The organism is Pseudomonas sp. JL27(2026), assembly GCF_056933555.1.
Genome location: NZ_CM167794.1, coordinates 5,948,672 through 5,964,973, shown reverse-complemented (window position 1 = coordinate 5,964,973; position 16,302 = coordinate 5,948,672). Strand labels below are relative to the sequence as shown.

Sequence of the window (16,302 nt, the reverse complement as noted above, 5' to 3'; positions counted from 1 at the left end):
GGCAGATCAGCTTTCCAGCCAGACGTCCCGCGCCCAGTGCCATACCGATTCCCAGGTTTCCTCGGTCACCAGCTCTTCTTCGGCGGACCACAGCACCACGGTGCCGTCTTCTTCGACGCAGTAGTAGTCGTCGCCGTCCTGGCAGATCGGGATCATGCTGCGATCAACACCGGCGTCCCAGGCGTTGGCGGCAACGTCTGGCAAGTAGGTGTGCGATTGCGGGTCGGTCACGGTGACCGGCTCCAGGCTGCCGTAAACGACGTCGCTGACGGTCAGCAGGAATTCTCTGAAAACGAACGGGATGTCGATGAACAGTTGTTCTTCGATTTCCACCAGCAGGTCTTCGTCAGGCAGCTCCAGCGGAACCGGCACCGGTTCGTTGGCTTCACGCAGTTGTTCGATGATTTCTTCCACGTCCGGGATCCTCTTGCTCAATGGCGCGGTTTGGTTGGGGCGGTTTATACAGTAGCTCGCTATAGATGCAACCGCGAAATAGAAAACCCCGGCCGAGGCCGGGGTTTTCATTACAGCATGCGAAACGCCGAAGTGATCAGCCGTTCTGGCGGATACCGGCCACCAGCCAAGGCTGGTTTTCGCCCTGGGCACGTTCCATGTTCCAGCTTTCGCTGAACACTTCGCCCTGGTCGAAACGCGAGTTCTTCGACACGCCGCTGAAGGTCAGGGTGGCGATGGTCTTGTCGGCACGATCATCCACGCCGTCCAACTGCACATTGAGGTTATCAATGAACGTCGACTGGAAGCCATCGCCCAACTCGGCGCGTTCGCGCTTGAGGAACTCCAGCAGTTGTGGGGTCACGAACTCGGCGATCTTGTCCATTTCGTTGGCGTCCCAGTGCTGTTGCAGGGACTGGAAATGGTTGCGTGCGGCTTCAACAAAACGCTCTTCGTTGAACCAGGCCGGTGCGTTGATCACCGGGCGAGCAGGCGCAGGTGCCGCCGAGCCGCCAAAGATCGAACCCATGGACGGCTTTTGCTCGAACGCATCACGGTGCATCGGCGCATGACCGGCAGGGGCCATGTCTTGTTGTTGCTTACGGCGACGAGCGGCGATGAACCGGAAGATCACAAACGCAATGAGCGCCATGATCAGGATGTCGAAGATCTGCATGCCCTGGAAGCCGTCGCCCATGAACATGGACGCGAGCAGGCCACCGGCAGCAATGCCGGCCAACGGGCCGAGCCAGCGCGAAGCGCCACCGGCCTTGGCCGCAGCGCCAGCGGCGCCGGCAGCACCCGCGGTAGCAGCTGCGCCGCCCATGCCTGGAGAAGAAGGGGCCATTTGGCTTGTCTGGTGGGTCGGTGCGGCGCCAGCGCTTTTACCGCCGCCGAAGCGTTTGGCGTTGGCATCGAGGCTCATCGTCAGGCCGATGCACAATGCCATGGCGATGCTAAGAAAACGTTTCATAAAGGGAATTCCCATTGGTAGATGGCACGCGCGCCATGTTGCACAGGTGAACTATTACTGGCTAGCGGCAGAGTGTTTCGGGCTTTTGCCTGACAGCTTGGGTTCAGCTTTGTCGGCGCAAGAGGGCCTTTGATCGTTTGTCTGTCAGACGAATGGGTTTGTTCAGTAGGAAAATTGGTTAGCGACGAAGGGCCAGCATCACCACGCCTGCGGTGATCAAACCAATGCCGCCCCATTGGCGCAGGTCGAGTTTTTCACCCAGCAAAATCACGCCGAGTACCGCCACCAGCACCACACTGAGTTTGTCCACCGGGGCGACGAGCGAGGCCGGTCCGAGTTTCAATGCGCGGAAGTAGCAAATCCACGAAGCCCCGGTCGCCAGGCCCGACAGCAGCAGGAACAGGTAGCTTTTGCCGGATATCGACCCCAGCGCCTGATACTGGCCCGTGGCGTACAGGATCAGCGCCAGGCTGACCAGCACCACGACGGTGCGCAGCAGCGTGGCGAAGTCGGAATTGACGTTTTCGATGCCGACCTTGGCAAAAATCGCGGTAAGGGCCGCAAATACGGCCGACAGCAAGGCCCAGAATGTCCAGGAAGAAAAGAAGCCTGAGCCCATGTTTTGCGCCTTTTAAAGATCAACCTGCTGAGGTGGATTCAACACAACCCCCTGTGGGAGCGGGCTTGCTCGCGAAGACCGCACCGCGGTTTATCAGGAACGCCGCGCGAGCAAGCCCGCTCCCACATAAGGCCTCTGATGAGCTTTAAATCGCTTCCAGCTTGGCGTAACCCAGCATCAGCCACTTGCTGCCTTCGTTGAAGTTCACCTGCACCCGGGCCTGGGCACCGGCGCCTTCGAAGTTGAGGATCACCCCTTCGCCGAAGACGGCATGTTGCACCTGCTGACCGAGGCTGAACGCGGTTTCCGGGATTTCCGTGCCGGCGAACAGGCTGCTCGAATTCTGCTTCTGACCGCCGCCGAACGGACGGCTGACGCTGTTGGACAACCGCACTTCCTGAATCAGGCCTTTGGGCACTTCGCGTACGAAGCGTGAAACCTTGTTGTAGGTCTCACTGCCGTACAGGCGTCGGGTTTCAGCGTAGGTCATTACCAGGTTTTGCATGGCCCGAGTGATGCCGACATAGGCCAGGCGACGCTCCTCTTCAAGACGACCGGGTTCTTCCAGGCTCATCTTGTGCGGAAACAGGCCTTCTTCCATGCCCACCAGGAACACGTAAGGGAATTCCAGGCCTTTGGCGCTGTGCAGGGTCATCAATTGAATGCTGTCTTCATGCTCGTCAGCCTGCGTGTCGCCGGCTTCCAGCGATGCATGGCCCAGGAATGCGGCCAGCGGCGTCAGGTCTTCGTCTTCTTCGGCGTTTTCGAAGTTGCGCGCTGCGCTGACCAGTTCCTCAAGGTTTTCTACCCGTGCCTGGCCTTTCTCGCCTTTTTCCGCTTCGTGATAGGCAATCAGGCCCGACTGCTCAATGACCGTTTGTGTCATCAGGTGCAGTGGCATTTCGGCGGTTTTGGCCGCGAGGTTTTCGATCAGCTCGACGAACGCGCCCAAAGCACCGGCCGCGCGACCGGTCAGGCCTTTGTTGGCCACCAGTTGACGCATGGCTTCCCACATCGACACATCGCTGTGGCGAGCGTGGTCGCGGATCGCCTCGACGGTTTTCTCGCCAATGCCGCGGGCCGGTACGTTGATCACCCGCTCCAGTGCCGCGTCGTTGCCGCGACCTTCGAGCAACCGCAGGTAGGCCATGGCGTTTTTGATTTCAGCCCGTTCGAAGAAGCGTTGGCCGCCATAGATGCGGTACGGAATGCGTTCGCGCAGCAAGGCTTCTTCCAAAACTCGCGATTGGGCGTTGGAGCGGTACAGAATCGCGATATCGCTGCGGGCCAAGCCGGTTTTCAGCGCGCTTTCGATGGTTTCCACCACGTAGCGTGCTTCGTCATGTTCATTGAACGCGGCGTAGAGGTTGATGGCTTCACCTTCGCCGCCATCGGTCCACAGCTCTTTGCCCATGCGCCCGGTGTTGTTGGCGATCAGGGCGTTGGCAGCCTTGAGGATCCCGGCGGTGGAGCGGTAGTTCTGCTCCAGGCGAATGGTTTCAGCGTCCGGGAAGTCGTCGGAGTACTGATAGATGTTCTCGATTTTCGCGCCGCGCCAGCCGTAGATCGACTGGTCGTCGTCGCCGACCACCATCAGGCTGTCGCCGCCCTTGGCCAGCAGCCGCAACCAGGCGTATTGCACGGCGTTGGTGTCCTGGAACTCGTCCACCAGAATGTGCCGGAAGCGCTTTTGATAGTGCGCCAGCAAGCCCGGATGGTCGCGCCACAGGTCGAGGGCACGCAGCAGCAATTCAGAGAAGTCGATGACGCCCGCACGCAGGCACGCAGCCTCGTAGGCTTCATAAATGCTGCGCATGGTGGCCAGGAACAGGTCGCCGCTGGCTTGAATGTGTTGCGGGCGCAGACCTTCGTCTTTTTGCCCGTTGATGAACCACTGCGCTTGACGCGCCGGCCAGCGTTGTTCGTCCAGGCCCAGTTCGCGGATCACTCGCTTGACCAGGCGTTGCTGGTCATCGCTGTCGAGGATCTGGAAGGTCTGGCTCAGGCCGGCTTCCTGCCAGTGCGCCCGCAGCAGGCGGTGTGCCAGGCCGTGGAAGGTGCCGACCCACATGCCGGCCGGGTTGATACCCATCAGTTGCTCGATGCGGTGACGCATCTCGGCAGCAGCCTTGTTGGTGAAGGTCACCGACAGGATCGAGTGGGGCGAGGCGTTTTCGACCTGGATCAACCAGGCGATACGGTGCACCAGCACTCGGGTTTTACCGGAACCAGCACCGGCCAGGACCAACTGACGACCCACGGAGGCAGCTACGGCCTGGCGTTGGGCATCGTTGAGGGAGTTCAGCAGAAGGGAGAGATCATCGCGCATTGGGGCATTCTAGGGGGCTGCGTCATACCGGGCAAACCCGGCGTTGCATTAGCCGATGAAAGAAACACCGGGGACGACCGGCCGGTCATAGTCTGCAGGCATTGGCGGGCCTTGCTTGAGCGGTTTCCTGGGGTTCGGATGGTGGATTTGTTTTGTCGATTTTATGATCTGGGGCAGTTTGGTCCGGGCGTTTGCTTGTGTATGCTCGGTCCACATTCAGGGCTCACCCACAGCTCTCCATTATAAAAACAAGAACTCTGCCTATGACCCTCAGCTCCAGCCTGTCGGGCCCCTCTGTGGAGCCGCGGGTTATCCGTAAACAGTACGCCATGGAGATGGCGGTCGAGCGCACGCGCCTGCTGTATCAGGGGTCGCTGCTGCCTACGCTGTTCATGTTGATCAATGGTCTGGTGTGTGCCGGGTTGCTCTGGAGCCCGCAGCGCTATTTTCTGGTCAGCATCTGGCTGATCTGGTTGTTGGTGCTGGTGGCGTTACGGGTGATCCAGGTGGCGGCCTTCGATTCGGCCATGCCCAGCCGTCAGGCGCAGCCGGTCTGGCGGCTCATGTTTCTGTTCGGTTCGGCCTTGACCGGCCTGACTCTGGCTGGCGCCGGCATTGCCCTGGTGCCGGCCGACAACTTCCTGCAACAAGCCTGGGTATTCGGTTTGATCGGCGCGGCAGTGCTGTCGGCCAGCGTCGCGTATGCGGTCAGTATACCGGCCTTCCTGTCGTTTACCTTGCCGTGCCTGTTGCCTGCGATCGGCTACCTGTTCTGGGGCGGTGACGAACAGCAGCAGCGCTGGGGCTGGCTCGGGCTGATTGTGCTGGGGTCGTTGAGTGTGGTGGCGTGGCAGGTCAATCGCCTGATTCAGCGAGAGTTGCTGCGGCGCTTCCAGAATCAGGCGTTGATTGAATACTTGCAGCAGGCCCAGGCGCGCAGCGACCAGCTCAATCAAGAGTTGGGCCGGGAAGTCGAGCAGCGGCGCCGTGCCGAAGAAGAATTGCGCGAGGCCCAGGTCGGGCTGGAAAGCCGCGTGGCTCAGCGCAGCCTCGAACTGGATGCCGCGAATCAGGCCCTGAGCAAGAGCGAAGCACGCCTGGGCCTGGCGTTGAAGGCCAGTGAGCTGGGGCTATGGGACTGGAACCTGCAAACCGACGAAGTGCATCACACCCAGCTCAAGGAGTTGTTCGGCCTGGCGCCGGAGTATGTCACCGCGATGTTGCGTGACCTCAAGCCGCGGCTGCACCCGCAAGACCTGATGCCGCTGAAGCGGGCGCTGGTGGAGCATTTGAAGGGGCGCAGCGAGGACTATCAGATCGAGTACCGCGTGCGCCATGGCGACGGTCACTGGGTCTGGATCGAGGACCGTGGGCGCGCGGTGGAACGTGGTGCCGACGGGCGAGTGATCCGCATGGTCGGCACCCGGCGCGACATTTCTGCCAGCAAAGAGCTGGAAGAACAGCGGCAACTGGCGGCCACGGTGTTCGAAGCCGCCAGCGAAGGCATCGTGATTTTCGACCCCCATTACGCGCTGATTGCAGTCAATCAGGCCTTCAGTCGCGTCACCGGATACGGGATGGAAGACCTGTTGGGGCGCAATGTCGTGGAGTTGCCGTGTAGCCGTGATGCGCGGCGGCACTACTCGGTGATCCATCAGGCGCTGGAGCAACACGGTAGCTGGCAGGGCGAACTGGTAGAGGCCCGCAAGAACGGGGAACTCTACCCGCAATGGCTACAGCTCAGTGTGGTGCGTGATGTTCGGGGAAGTGTCAGTCATATCGTGGGCTTCTTCGCCGATCTTTCGGCCCGGCGCGAATCCGAAGAGCGCATGCGCTACCTGACCCATTATGACGAACTCACCGGGCTGGCCAACCGTTCGCTGTTTCACGAGCGCTTGCGTGAAGCTCACCAAAGGGTGCGGCAGGGTGGGCGCAGCCTGGCGCTGCTGCATATCAATCTGGACCGTTTCAAGCTGCTTAACGACAGCCTCGGGCATGAAGTGGCCGATCAACTGTTGCAGAAGATGGCCCGCAGGTTGGTCAACGCGTTGCCGGAGGCCGACACCATTGCGCGCTTGTCCGGCGATGAGTTTGCGGTGTTGTTCGACGCTTACGGCAACCTGTCTAGCCTGGCGCGGGTTGCCACCCGGCTGTCGGCCAAGCTGCGTTTGCCGCTCACGGTCGAAGGCCATGAACTGGTGGTCAGCGCGTCGATGGGCATCAGTATGCTGCCGGACAACGCCCGGGAAATTTCCGCGCTGGTCAGCCAGTCGAACATGGCCATGCAGCACGCCAAACACCTGGGCGGGAACAACTTCCAGTTCTACACCGACAGCCTGCAAGCCAGCACCCTAGAGCGTTTGCAACTGGAGAACCAGCTGCGCAAGGCCATCGAAGATAAGCAGTTGAAGGTGTATTACCAACCCAAGCTCTGCCTCGCGACTGGCCGGTTGAATGCCGCCGAAGCGCTGGTGCGCTGGGACCATCCGACCATGGGCCGGGTGCCGCCAGGGGACTTTATTGGCTTGGCCGAAGAAACCGGATTGATCGGCCCCATTGGCGAGTTCGTGCTGCGCCAGGCGTGCTGGCAGGCCTGCGAGTGGCAGCGCCAGGGGCTGGCGCCGATACGGGTGTCAGTCAATCTGTCGGTGCATCAGTTGCGTCAGGGAAAACTGGTCAGCCTGGTGCGCCAGGTACTCGAGGAAACCGGCCTGGCACCGCACTACCTGGAGCTGGAACTGACCGAAAGCCAATTGCTGGACAGCGTCGAACACATCATCGCGACCTTCCAGCAATTGCGTGATCTGGGGGTGAAACTGGCGATCGACGACTTTGGCACCGGTTATTCGTCACTGAGCTATCTCAAGCGTATCCCCGTGGACTACGTGAAGATCGATCAGGCGTTTATACGCGGGCTGGGGGAGGGCGGCGAGGACGCGGCCATCACCCGGGCGATCATCGCCATGGCCCACGGCTTGTCGTTGAAAGTGGTGGCTGAAGGCGTGGAGCGTGCGGACCAACTGGAGTTTCTCAAGGGTGAATTGTGTGATGAAGTGCAGGGATACCTGATCAGTCGGCCGGTCGAGGCCGACGGTCTGGCCGAGTTACTGCGCAGGGACGCAGCTTCTATGCTGTAGCAGGCGAAGGACGGGTTCGACCCGGTCGGCACTCAGGCGCAGGCTTTGCCTGCGGCAATAAGGGCTGAGGGTGCTACATGGAGTGGCAAGGCGTGGAATGGGGGCATTGAGTTACGCATTGGGCAGGCAAAAAGCCGATTCTTGTAGTATAACTACAAGTTCGCTACATCCCCGGCGTCTGCCAATAACAATGAGTCCTGCCCTTTGAACCTGTTGCAACATATCGCCCAGTCTCGCCACCTGTTACGCAAATCGGAACTCAAGGTTGCCGATCACGTGCTGCTTGACCCTGCGGCGGTGATGCACAGTTCCATGGCCGATCTTGCCCACAGCGTAGGCATCAGCGAACCGACCATCGTGCGCTTCTGCCGCGCCATCGGCTGTTCGGGTTTCCAGGACTTGAAGCTGAAGCTGGCACAAAGCCTGGCAGCAGGCGCGAGCTTCGGGCAGTTCGCGATTCATGAAGATGACTCTGTCGCTGATTACAGCCTGAAAATTTTCGACACCACCCTGCACACCCTGATGGAGGTTCGCGAGAAGCTCGATCCGGTGGAGTTGCAGCGGGCGGTGTCGCTCATGTCTCAGGCCCAGCGCGTCGAGTTCTATGGCTTTGGTGCGTCGGGTGCGGTGGCGGCGGATGCGCAGCACAAGTTTTTCCGGTTGCTGCTGACTGCTGCGGCCTATTCCGACCCGCACATGCAGGCGATGTCGGCAGTGACCCTGAAGCCGACCGACGTGGCGATCTGCATTTCCCAGTCGGGGCGTTCCAAAGACCTATTGATCACTGCCAACCTGGTACGTGAGAGCGGCGCCTCGCTGATTACCTTGTGCCCGAGCCAGACGCCGCTGGCCGAGTTGTCGACCGTCAACCTGGCCATCGACGTGCACGAAGACACCGAAATCTATACGCCGCTGACCTCGCGCATCGCCCACCTGGTGGTGATCGACGTGTTGGCCATGGGCGTGGCCATGGCGCGTGGCCCAAGCCTGGTCAACCATCTCAAGAGCGTCAAGCGCAGTCTGCGCAGCTTGCGCCTGTCGCCCAAGTCGGTCAAAGCGCTGGACGACTGATTCTGGCTGGAATTGTGGCGAGGGAGCTTGCTCCCGCTCGGCTGCGCAGCAGTCGCAAAATCTTAGGGCCGCTTCGCGACCCAGCGGGAGCAAGCTCCCTCGCCACAGGTTCGCGGTCAGCCGGTGAGATTCATCGTTCTGTAACCCACCCGCCGCCAAACCGTCATCCCCCGCGTCTATCTTGAAACTCCCGTACTCGCCTTGGGAGACTCGAAATGGCTCAGCCCTACGAAGAACGCAACAGCGCCGTCAAAACCCGTCGTCAGCAAGAAGATCAGCGCCGCATGGAATTTCGCCGTGCGATTGAAGATCGTTGCGAACAGCGTCAACTGCTGGCAGAGATTGGCGATTTTCCTGACGCAGCGCAGCTCAATTACTGGCAGGCAGCACCGGCTTCCCGTCGAAGCGCTCAACCAGCGCGCTGATCTGCACCCGTTCACTGCGGATAAATCCCAGGAACGCGTGCGCAACCGGTGACAGGCGTTTGGCTTTGGCCTGCACCAGGCACCAGCTGCGATACAACGGCAGCTCTTCGACCGGCAGCTCTTTGAGCCCGCCGGTCGCCAACTCCAGGTTCAGGGCGTGGCGTGTCAACAGTGCCACGCCCAGACCCGCCACCACGCATTCACGCTGGGCTTCAGCCGATGAGACCTCCTGGGTCTGATTGAAGTGCACGCGCTTCTCTTTGAAATATTCCTCGCAGGCTTGCCGGGTTCCCGAGCCTTGTTCGCGTACCAGCAGCGTGTAGGGCTCCAGATCCTGCAAGCGCAGCGGGCCCATGTGGCTCAGCGGATGATCGGGCGGCGCCACGGCGACAATTGGGTTGTTGAGGAACGGCAGGAACTCCAGCCCCATGTCCTGCGGCACCATGGACATGATCACCAGGTCGTCGCGGTTGTCTGACAGGCGTCGAATGACTTGCCCGCGATTGACCACGGTCAAGTGCAGGTTCACTTCCGGGTGCTGGCGCTTGAAGGCGGCAAACAGATGCGGTACGAAGTACTTGGCGCTGGATTCCACAGCCAGTTTCAACTGGCCCTGCAGCGAGCCCTGCATGTCCGAGAGCTGCATATCGAGGTTTTCCAGGCGCCCGAAAATATCGCGGCTGGCACGCTGTAACGCTTCAGCTGCTTCGGTCATGTAGAGTTTTTTGCCGACATAATCGAACAAAGGCTGACCAATCAGCTCTTCCAGCTGACGAATCTGTAGGCTTACGGCCGGTTGTGTGAGCGACATTTCCTCGGCTGCACGGCTGTAGGAGCGCAAATCACAGACTTCATTGAAGATCTGAAGTTGACGTAATGTCATACGCATCAAGGACTTACGCATTTTTTATAGGCTCTGGCCACAGGCTGGTCGTTCAACTATAAGTCTTTGCTTATGCCTGACCCAATAATTATTGATTTTTGTTAATCCCTTGAGCGGGCTAGTGTGACTGTGCGACTGGCTTGAAACATTTAGTCACGCGCCGACCCAGTGCAGGGGTCGTGGGTAGCAACCGGCTCAAGGGAAATTCCAAGTGATAACAAAGATCCTGATCGCCAACCGTGGTGAAATTGCCGTACGAATCGTACGTGCCTGCGCCGAGATGGGCATTCGCTCGGTCGCGATCTATTCCGATGCCGATCGCCATGCCTTGCATGTGAAGCGTGCGGACGAAGCCCACAGCATCGGTGCCGAGCCGCTGGCTGGCTACCTGAACCCGCGCAAGCTGGTGAACCTCGCCGTGGAAACCGGTTGCGACGCGTTGCACCCAGGTTATGGTTTTCTCTCGGAGAACGCCGAACTGGCCGACATCTGCGCCGAACGCGGAATCAAGTTCATCGGCCCGTCGGCGGAAGTCATTCGCCGCATGGGCGACAAGACCGAGGCCCGCCGCAGCATGATTAAGGCTGGCGTGCCGGTCACGCCGGGCACGGAAGGCAACGTCGCCGACATCGCCGAAGCCCTGACCGAAGGTGATCGCATCGGTTACCCGGTAATGCTCAAGGCCACCTCCGGCGGTGGCGGCCGCGGCATTCGTCGCTGCAACAGCCGCGAAGAATTGGAACAAGCGTTCCCGCGAGTAATATCCGAAGCCACCAAGGCTTTCGGTTCGGCGGAAGTATTCCTGGAAAAATGCATCGTTAATCCCAAGCACATTGAAGCGCAGATCCTTGGCGACAGCTTTGGCAATGTGGTGCACCTGTTCGAGCGTGATTGCTCGATCCAGCGGCGTAACCAGAAGCTGATCGAGATCGCCCCGAGCCCGCAACTGACCCCGGAACAGCGCGCCTACATCGGCGACCTGTCGGTGCGAGCGGCCAAGGCGGTGGGTTACGAGAACGCCGGTACCGTGGAGTTCCTGCTCGCCGAAGGCGAGGTGTACTTCATGGAGATGAACACCCGGGTGCAGGTGGAACACACCATCACCGAAGAAATCACCGGCATCGACATTGTCCGTGAACAGATTCGCATCGCCTCCGGCCTGCCGCTTTCGGTGAAACAGGAAGACATCCAGCACCGCGGTTTCGCGCTGCAATTCCGGATTAACGCTGAAGACCCGAAAAACAACTTCCTGCCCAGCTTCGGCAAGATCACTCGTTACTACGCACCCGGTGGTCCTGGCGTGCGTACCGACACGGCGATCTATACCGGTTACACCATCCCACCGTTCTACGACTCCATGTGCCTGAAACTGGTGGTGTGGGCGTTGACCTGGGAAGAGGCGATGGACCGTGGCTTGCGTGCCCTCGACGACATGCGTCTGCAAGGGGTCAAGACCACTGCCGCGTACTACCAGGAAATCCTGCGTAACCCGGAATTCCGTAGCGGTCAGTTCAACACCAGTTTCGTTGAAAGCCATCCTGAGCTGACCAACTACTCGATCAAGCGCAAACCCGAAGAGCTGGCCCTGGCCATCGCCGCCGCCATCGCCGCCCACGCAGGCCTGTGAGGAATATGACAATGTCCAAGACCCCTTCTTCTAGAAAAATACATGTAACTGACACCATCCTGCGCGACGCCCACCAATCGCTGCTCGCGACCCGCATGCGCACCGACGACATGCTGCCGATCTGCGACAAGCTCGACAAAGTCGGCTACTGGTCGCTGGAAGTCTGGGGCGGCGCGACCTTCGATGCCTGCGTACGCTTCCTCAAAGAAGACCCGTGGGAGCGCCTGCGCAAACTGCGCGCGGCGCTGCCTAACACCCGTTTGCAAATGCTCCTGCGTGGCCAGAACCTGTTGGGCTATCGCCACTACAGCGACGACGTGGTCAAAGCGTTCGTCGCCAAGGCTGCGGTGAATGGCATCGACGTGTTCCGCATCTTCGACGCGATGAACGACGTGCGTAACCTGCGTGTGGCCATCGAAGCGGTGAAAGCTGCCGGCAAACACGCTCAGGGCACCATCGCCTACACCACCAGCCCGGTGCACACCATCGAGGCGTTCGTGGCGCAAGCCAAGCAAATGGAAGCCATGGGTTGCGACTCCGTGGCGATCAAGGACATGGCCGGTCTGCTGACCCCATACGCCACCGGCGAACTGGTCAAGGCATTGAAATCCGAACAGTCGCTGCCCGTGTTCATTCACTCCCATGACACTGCCGGCCTGGCTTCGATGTGCCAACTCAAGGCTATCGAAAACGGCGCCGATCACATCGATACCGCGATCTCCAGCTTCGCCTGGGGCACCAGCCATCCGGGCACCGAGTCGATGGTCGCCGCCCTGAAAGGCAGCGAGTTCGACACCGGCCTGAGCCTGGAGCTGTTGCAGGAAATCGGTTTGTACTTTTACGCCGTGCGCAAGAAGTACCACCAGTTCGAAAGCGAATTCACCGCCGTCGACACCCGTGTGCAAGTCAACCAGGTGCCAGGCGGGATGATTTCCAACCTGGCCAACCAGTTGAAAGAGCAGGGCGCGCTGAACCGCATGGGCGAAGTGCTGGCCGAAATCCCGCGCGTTCGCGAAGACCTCGGCTTCCCGCCGCTGGTGACTCCTACGTCGCAAATTGTCGGCACGCAGGCGTTCTTCAACGTCTTGGCTGGCGAGCGCTACAAGACCATCACCAACGAAGTGAAGCTCTACCTGCAAGGCGGCTACGGCAAAGCGCCAGGTGTTGTTAACGAGAAGCTGCGTCGTCAGGCGATCGGCAGCGAAGAAGTGATCGACGTGCGCCCGGCTGACCTGATCAAGCCGGAAATGACCAAGCTGCGTGGTGAGATCGGTGCTTTGGCCAAGTCCGAGGAAGACGTGCTGACCTACGCGATGTTCCCGGACATCGGGCGCAAGTTTCTCGAAGAACGCGAAGCCGGCACCCTGATTCCGGAAGCGCTGTTGCCGATTCCAGAAGCTGGTGGCGTGGCCTCGGCGGGTGGCGAAGGCGTGCCGACCGAGTTCGTCATCGACGTTCACGGCGAAACCTACCGCGTCGACATCACGGGTGTCGGGGTCAAGGCTGAAGGCAAGCGGCACTTCTACCTGTCCATCGACGGCATGCCGGAAGAAGTGGTGTTCGAACCGCTCAACGAATTTGTCAGCGGCGGCAGCAGCAAACGCAAGCAGGCCAGTGCTCCGGGCCACGTCAGCACCGCCATGCCGGGCAACATCGTCGATGTGCTGGTCAAGGAAGGCGACACCGTGAAAGCCGGCCAGGCCGTGCTGATCACCGAAGCCATGAAGATGGAAACCGAAGTGCAATCGGCCATCGCAGGCAAAGTCACCGCCATCCACGTGGCCAAGGGCGACCGGGTCAACCCGGGCGAAATCCTGATCGAGATCGAAGGCTGATTCAACAGCCTCGTCTCTAACGCTTTAAACCTCGGGGGGGCATGTGCTCCCCTTTTTTTGTCTGCTGCATTCAGTGTTTTAGAAACTCATCCGCCACTGGCCGGTCACGCCGTTGTCACGGCTGTTGCTGCCCTTTTCGCCGTTGTAGGCAACGCTCAGGGAATGCTGTTTCGAGATCGCCAGGTCCACTCCCGCTTCCAGTTGCAGGCGGTTGCGATCCAGTGCAATGCCTTCGACGTTGAATGACTCTCCGCCTACCGCAAAGGTTTGATCCAGGTGACTGCTGATATCGCCGTAGGTGTGCTTCCAGCCGGCGCTCATACGCGGGGTCAGGTGCATGCCGTTTTCCAGGTTGCTGCGGTGCGCCAGGCGCAGGCCAAGCGTGCTGTTGGCGTTGCTCTGGGTCTGCTCGTCGACGCTCAATGCCGCCGCCCCACCTTTTTCCCGGTAGCTGTCGCGTTGATAACGTTCATGACCGAGGCTTGCGAAAGGTTCGATCTGCAGGGCGCCACGGCCCAGGTTGTAACCCAGTTCAGCGAATACCTGCTGGGTGTTGGCGTTGTAGCTGCCCTTGAGTCTGTCGCTGTAACGATTGAAGGCTACGTTGCGTTTGGTCGTACCGTCATGACTGCTGTAGGTGGCGCCGAACCGCAAAGCCAGCGGGCCACTTTGGCGCAGGGCATAGGCACCGAGGTGCCAGCTGTCGAGATCGCCATCCAGCAGCGACCCGTTCAGGTGCGTCTGTGATTTGCCACCGAGCAGGCCTGCGCGCCATTCACTGCCGAGTGACCAGTCTGCACCCACTACAACACCGTGAGTGCGTTGCCGCAGGGCGCTGTCGTCCAGTTTGTCATCCAGGGTTGAGGAGTTGCCGATGGCCTGGACCCAGACCCTGCCGTTGGTGTCGTGACCGGTTGTCGAGCGATCTTGCAGGTTCGCATCGTTGCTCAGTTCGCGCAGGGTCAACAGCATGCTCGCGCTGACCGGCCGGACACTGCTCAACGTGGCATTGGCGAGGTTGGCATTGCTGCCACCGGCCAGTTGTTCCAGCGCTATTGCAGCGGTCGCGAGGTCGGTGGTGAGCAGGGCGTTGATGGCGGCGTAGTTCGCAACCGTCTTCGGTGTCTGCGTTGTGCCGCTTTTCTCCGGGTCGAGGCTGTTGGCGACCTGGCGGGCATTGTCGGTCGTGGCGGCGCTTTCCAGTGACACATCGTTGCGGGCATAGGTCAGGTCGACAGAGGTGCTGGTGTAGGTCAGGGTGGGCGTCATGTACGCCAGGTTGTTGGTGACGGTGGCGAATGTTCCCACGACATTGCCAGCCTGAAGCACGACATGCTCGCTGGTCGGCGGGTGATCGGCATTGGCCGCATTGATAGCCAGTGTCGAGCCACTGATGGTTGCCGTCCCCTCGACAACAACGGTAGCGCTTCGGCCTTGGGCGTTGATGTCGTAGAACAGAACGGCACCCTCGTTCAGGTACAGATCCTGACGAACCTTGGCGGCGCCAAGAGCTGCATTGGCCGACAAGCCTCCATACACAAACAGATTGTTGACCGAGCCGGCACCACCGTAGAGGCCACCGGATTCGACCCTCACATTGCCGACAATACTGCCCTGGTTGTGCAGGGCTGCACCCTTGAGGACGCCGGCGCCTCGACTGAAGTCGCTGGAGCCGGTCAGGTTCCAGACACCCTGTTCGACCAGCAGTCCGGCAAAGTTGCGTGTTTCGCCCAGTGTGCCTCCCTCAACGGCATTCAGTTTCAAACCGTTCAAGCCTCCGCCGCCATCGATGACGCCTTCCTGCTGGATACCGGTGGTCAGGGCCACCAGGTCATTGCCGTCACCGAGCTTCACAGCAAAGGCATCAGTGATTTCGAGAGCGGTTGCGATGTGGGTGTGGTGTGTGGTGGGTTCTGCTGCGAAAGCGTTGAACAGCTCCTGGACCGTGGGATCATCAACATCCTGATGTACCGCATCGGGGGCGTTTGTAAACACTTCTGCCGGGCGTTCAGGCGTCAGTGCAGTGATCGATCCTTCACGCGCCGCAGGTTCATTGTCGTCAAGCGTCGTGTCGACGAGCAACGGATCATTAACGGGAGTCGCCGGGCTGTTATCGGCTGTGACCGGCTCCATTGCAGGGGGCACGAGGACCTTGGATTTAGGCTTCGCAGTTTTTTTGGTTTTTACGGGATGGGGCTTGGCCTCGGTGACGGCGGGCTCTGTTTGCTGCGCGTGGGATATTTCGATGCCGCCGAAGGCGAGGGCGATTGCCAGGGCGAGATGGTGTGGGCGATGAGTATGCAGAATGGGCATTGAATGCGACCTCTTCCTTGGGGAGGTCGAACTTTAAAAGGGCGGGCGTATGCTCCGATGCCGGGTATTTCCGGCACTTGTGCAAGGCGTTGGTGCTTCGGTTGTAGCAAAGGGAACCTCCGGGAGGTCGCGTGTTCGTTGACCTCCATTCGCTGACGTTTTTCCTTACGTCTTTCTCGGATGTATCGGTTTGCGAAGGCTTGGAAACGGGTCTGCCCCTGTGATCAGCCCTGCGTCTGGCAGGCAGAGGTTTTGTACAGATTGATGGATGGGCTCCAATCGCATGAGAGTGCAATTTAATGCACGAGCTTGCCTGGAATTATCTTCTGTTTGCATTTAAATGCAGATTTTGGCGGTGTACGGACTGAATATATGCACTATATTGCATTCATCTCGTATTTTAAGCCTACGCAGGTGCATTAAATTGCAGGAGCAATCAATGCTGGAGCTGACATTACAAATACATGCGACCGGGGAATGGCAGGACGCCATGGTCTTGACTTTCGATGACCCGGAGCAAGGCTTCGCCAGTCGATGTAGCTTTGGTTATGAGTTAGGTTATTTGATCGACAACGTCTTTGACATACCAAGTCCTTTCGCTCGGGCTGCCTGAGGTGACGATGAATCACCCTCGCAT

General features: G+C 59.8%; 12 protein-coding genes. 6 read left to right on the top strand and 6 right to left on the bottom strand.

Going from position 1 to position 16,302, the window contains the following annotated elements; all coding sequences use genetic code 11:
* Nucleotides 1-6: 6 nt before the first annotated feature.
* From AC1Z1G_RS27375 to uvrD, 4 genes are all read right to left on the bottom strand, one after another.
* Nucleotides 7-414, bottom strand: a complete 408-nt coding sequence (locus AC1Z1G_RS27375) for an SMI1/KNR4 family protein (RefSeq protein WP_217973077.1) — start codon at nt 412-414, stop codon at nt 7-9.
* Nucleotides 415-550: 136 nt separating this feature from the next.
* Nucleotides 551-1,426, bottom strand: a complete 876-nt coding sequence (locus AC1Z1G_RS27370; protein ID WP_483623706.1) for a Tim44 domain-containing protein — start codon at nt 1,424-1,426, stop codon at nt 551-553.
* A 178-nt stretch (nt 1,427-1,604) separates the two neighbouring features.
* Nucleotides 1,605-2,045, bottom strand: a complete 441-nt coding sequence (locus tag AC1Z1G_RS27365) for an EamA family transporter (protein ID WP_483623704.1) — start codon at nt 2,043-2,045, stop codon at nt 1,605-1,607.
* A gap of 145 nt (nt 2,046-2,190) precedes the next feature.
* Nucleotides 2,191-4,374, bottom strand: coding sequence for a DNA helicase II (gene uvrD, locus AC1Z1G_RS27360; RefSeq protein WP_483623702.1), 2,184 nt, complete (start codon nt 4,372-4,374; stop codon nt 2,191-2,193).
* Nucleotides 4,375-4,637: 263 nt separating this feature from the next.
* Here uvrD and AC1Z1G_RS27355 point away from each other — a divergent pair, with 263 nt between their 5' ends.
* The 3 genes from AC1Z1G_RS27355 (at nt 4,638) to AC1Z1G_RS27345 (ending at nt 9,007) form a co-directional block, all read left to right on the top strand.
* The gene (locus tag AC1Z1G_RS27355) at nt 4,638-7,511 is read left to right on the top strand and encodes a putative bifunctional diguanylate cyclase/phosphodiesterase (protein WP_483623700.1); all 2,874 of its coding nucleotides are present in this window, start codon (nt 4,638-4,640) and stop codon (nt 7,509-7,511) included.
* A 204-nt stretch (nt 7,512-7,715) separates the two neighbouring features.
* The gene (hexR, locus tag AC1Z1G_RS27350; RefSeq protein ID WP_008027445.1) at nt 7,716-8,582 is read left to right on the top strand and encodes a transcriptional regulator HexR; all 867 of its coding nucleotides are present in this window, start codon (nt 7,716-7,718) and stop codon (nt 8,580-8,582) included.
* Between the two features lie 215 nt (nt 8,583-8,797).
* Complete coding sequence (locus AC1Z1G_RS27345; protein WP_483623698.1) at nt 8,798-9,007, top strand: PA3496 family putative envelope integrity protein; 210 nt, start codon at nt 8,798-8,800, stop codon at nt 9,005-9,007.
* Here the strand turns inward: AC1Z1G_RS27345 and AC1Z1G_RS27340 are convergent.
* A complete protein-coding gene (locus AC1Z1G_RS27340) occupies nt 8,952-9,911 on the bottom strand; it encodes a LysR family transcriptional regulator (RefSeq protein WP_483623696.1) in 960 nt (319 codons plus the stop codon). The genes AC1Z1G_RS27345 and AC1Z1G_RS27340 overlap by 56 nt on opposite strands.
* 190 nt (nt 9,912-10,101) lie before the next feature.
* Between AC1Z1G_RS27340 and AC1Z1G_RS27335 the strand changes: the two genes are divergently transcribed.
* Both AC1Z1G_RS27335 and oadA read left to right on the top strand, forming a co-directional pair.
* On the top strand, nt 10,102-11,517 hold the full coding sequence (locus AC1Z1G_RS27335) for an acetyl-CoA carboxylase biotin carboxylase subunit (RefSeq protein ID WP_095109269.1): 1,416 nt from the start codon (nt 10,102-10,104) through the stop codon (nt 11,515-11,517).
* A gap of 11 nt (nt 11,518-11,528) precedes the next feature.
* Nucleotides 11,529-13,352, top strand: coding sequence for a sodium-extruding oxaloacetate decarboxylase subunit alpha (gene oadA, locus AC1Z1G_RS27330; protein WP_483623694.1), 1,824 nt, complete (start codon nt 11,529-11,531; stop codon nt 13,350-13,352).
* 78 nt (nt 13,353-13,430) lie between these two features.
* Here oadA and AC1Z1G_RS27325 read toward each other — a convergent pair whose 3' ends face one another.
* Nucleotides 13,431-15,665: an autotransporter outer membrane beta-barrel domain-containing protein gene (locus AC1Z1G_RS27325; RefSeq protein WP_483623692.1), complete on the bottom strand. Its 2,235-nt coding sequence runs from the start codon at nt 15,663-15,665 to the stop codon at nt 13,431-13,433.
* A 439-nt stretch (nt 15,666-16,104) separates the two neighbouring features.
* Here AC1Z1G_RS27325 and AC1Z1G_RS27320 point away from each other — a divergent pair, with 439 nt between their 5' ends.
* Entirely contained in the window at nt 16,105-16,278 is a 174-nt protein-coding gene (locus AC1Z1G_RS27320; protein ID WP_483623691.1) for a hypothetical protein, read from the top strand.
* The last annotated feature ends 24 nt before the right edge of the window (nt 16,279-16,302 follow it).

What these genes read in the sequence shown, in the direction of transcription:
- AC1Z1G_RS27370 (WP_483623706.1), bottom strand. Translation starts at nt 1,426, where the DNA reads ATGAAACGTTTTCTTAGCATCGCCATGGCATTGTGCATCGGCCTGACG.
- AC1Z1G_RS27365 (WP_483623704.1), bottom strand. Translation starts at nt 2,045, where the DNA reads ATGGGCTCAGGCTTCTTTTCTTCCTGGACATTCTGGGCCTTGCTGTCG.
- uvrD (WP_483623702.1), bottom strand. Translation starts at nt 4,374, where the DNA reads ATGCGCGATGATCTCTCCCTTCTGCTGAACTCCCTCAACGATGCCCAA.
- AC1Z1G_RS27355 (WP_483623700.1), top strand. Translation starts at nt 4,638, where the DNA reads ATGACCCTCAGCTCCAGCCTGTCGGGCCCCTCTGTGGAGCCGCGGGTT.
- AC1Z1G_RS27345 (WP_483623698.1), top strand. Translation starts at nt 8,798, where the DNA reads ATGGCTCAGCCCTACGAAGAACGCAACAGCGCCGTCAAAACCCGTCGT.
- AC1Z1G_RS27340 (WP_483623696.1), bottom strand. Translation starts at nt 9,911, where the DNA reads ATGCGTAAGTCCTTGATGCGTATGACATTACGTCAACTTCAGATCTTC.
- oadA (WP_483623694.1), top strand. Translation starts at nt 11,529, where the DNA reads ATGTCCAAGACCCCTTCTTCTAGAAAAATACATGTAACTGACACCATC.
- AC1Z1G_RS27325 (WP_483623692.1), bottom strand. Translation starts at nt 15,665, where the DNA reads ATGCCCATTCTGCATACTCATCGCCCACACCATCTCGCCCTGGCAATC.
- AC1Z1G_RS27320 (WP_483623691.1), top strand. Translation starts at nt 16,105, where the DNA reads ATGCTGGAGCTGACATTACAAATACATGCGACCGGGGAATGGCAGGAC.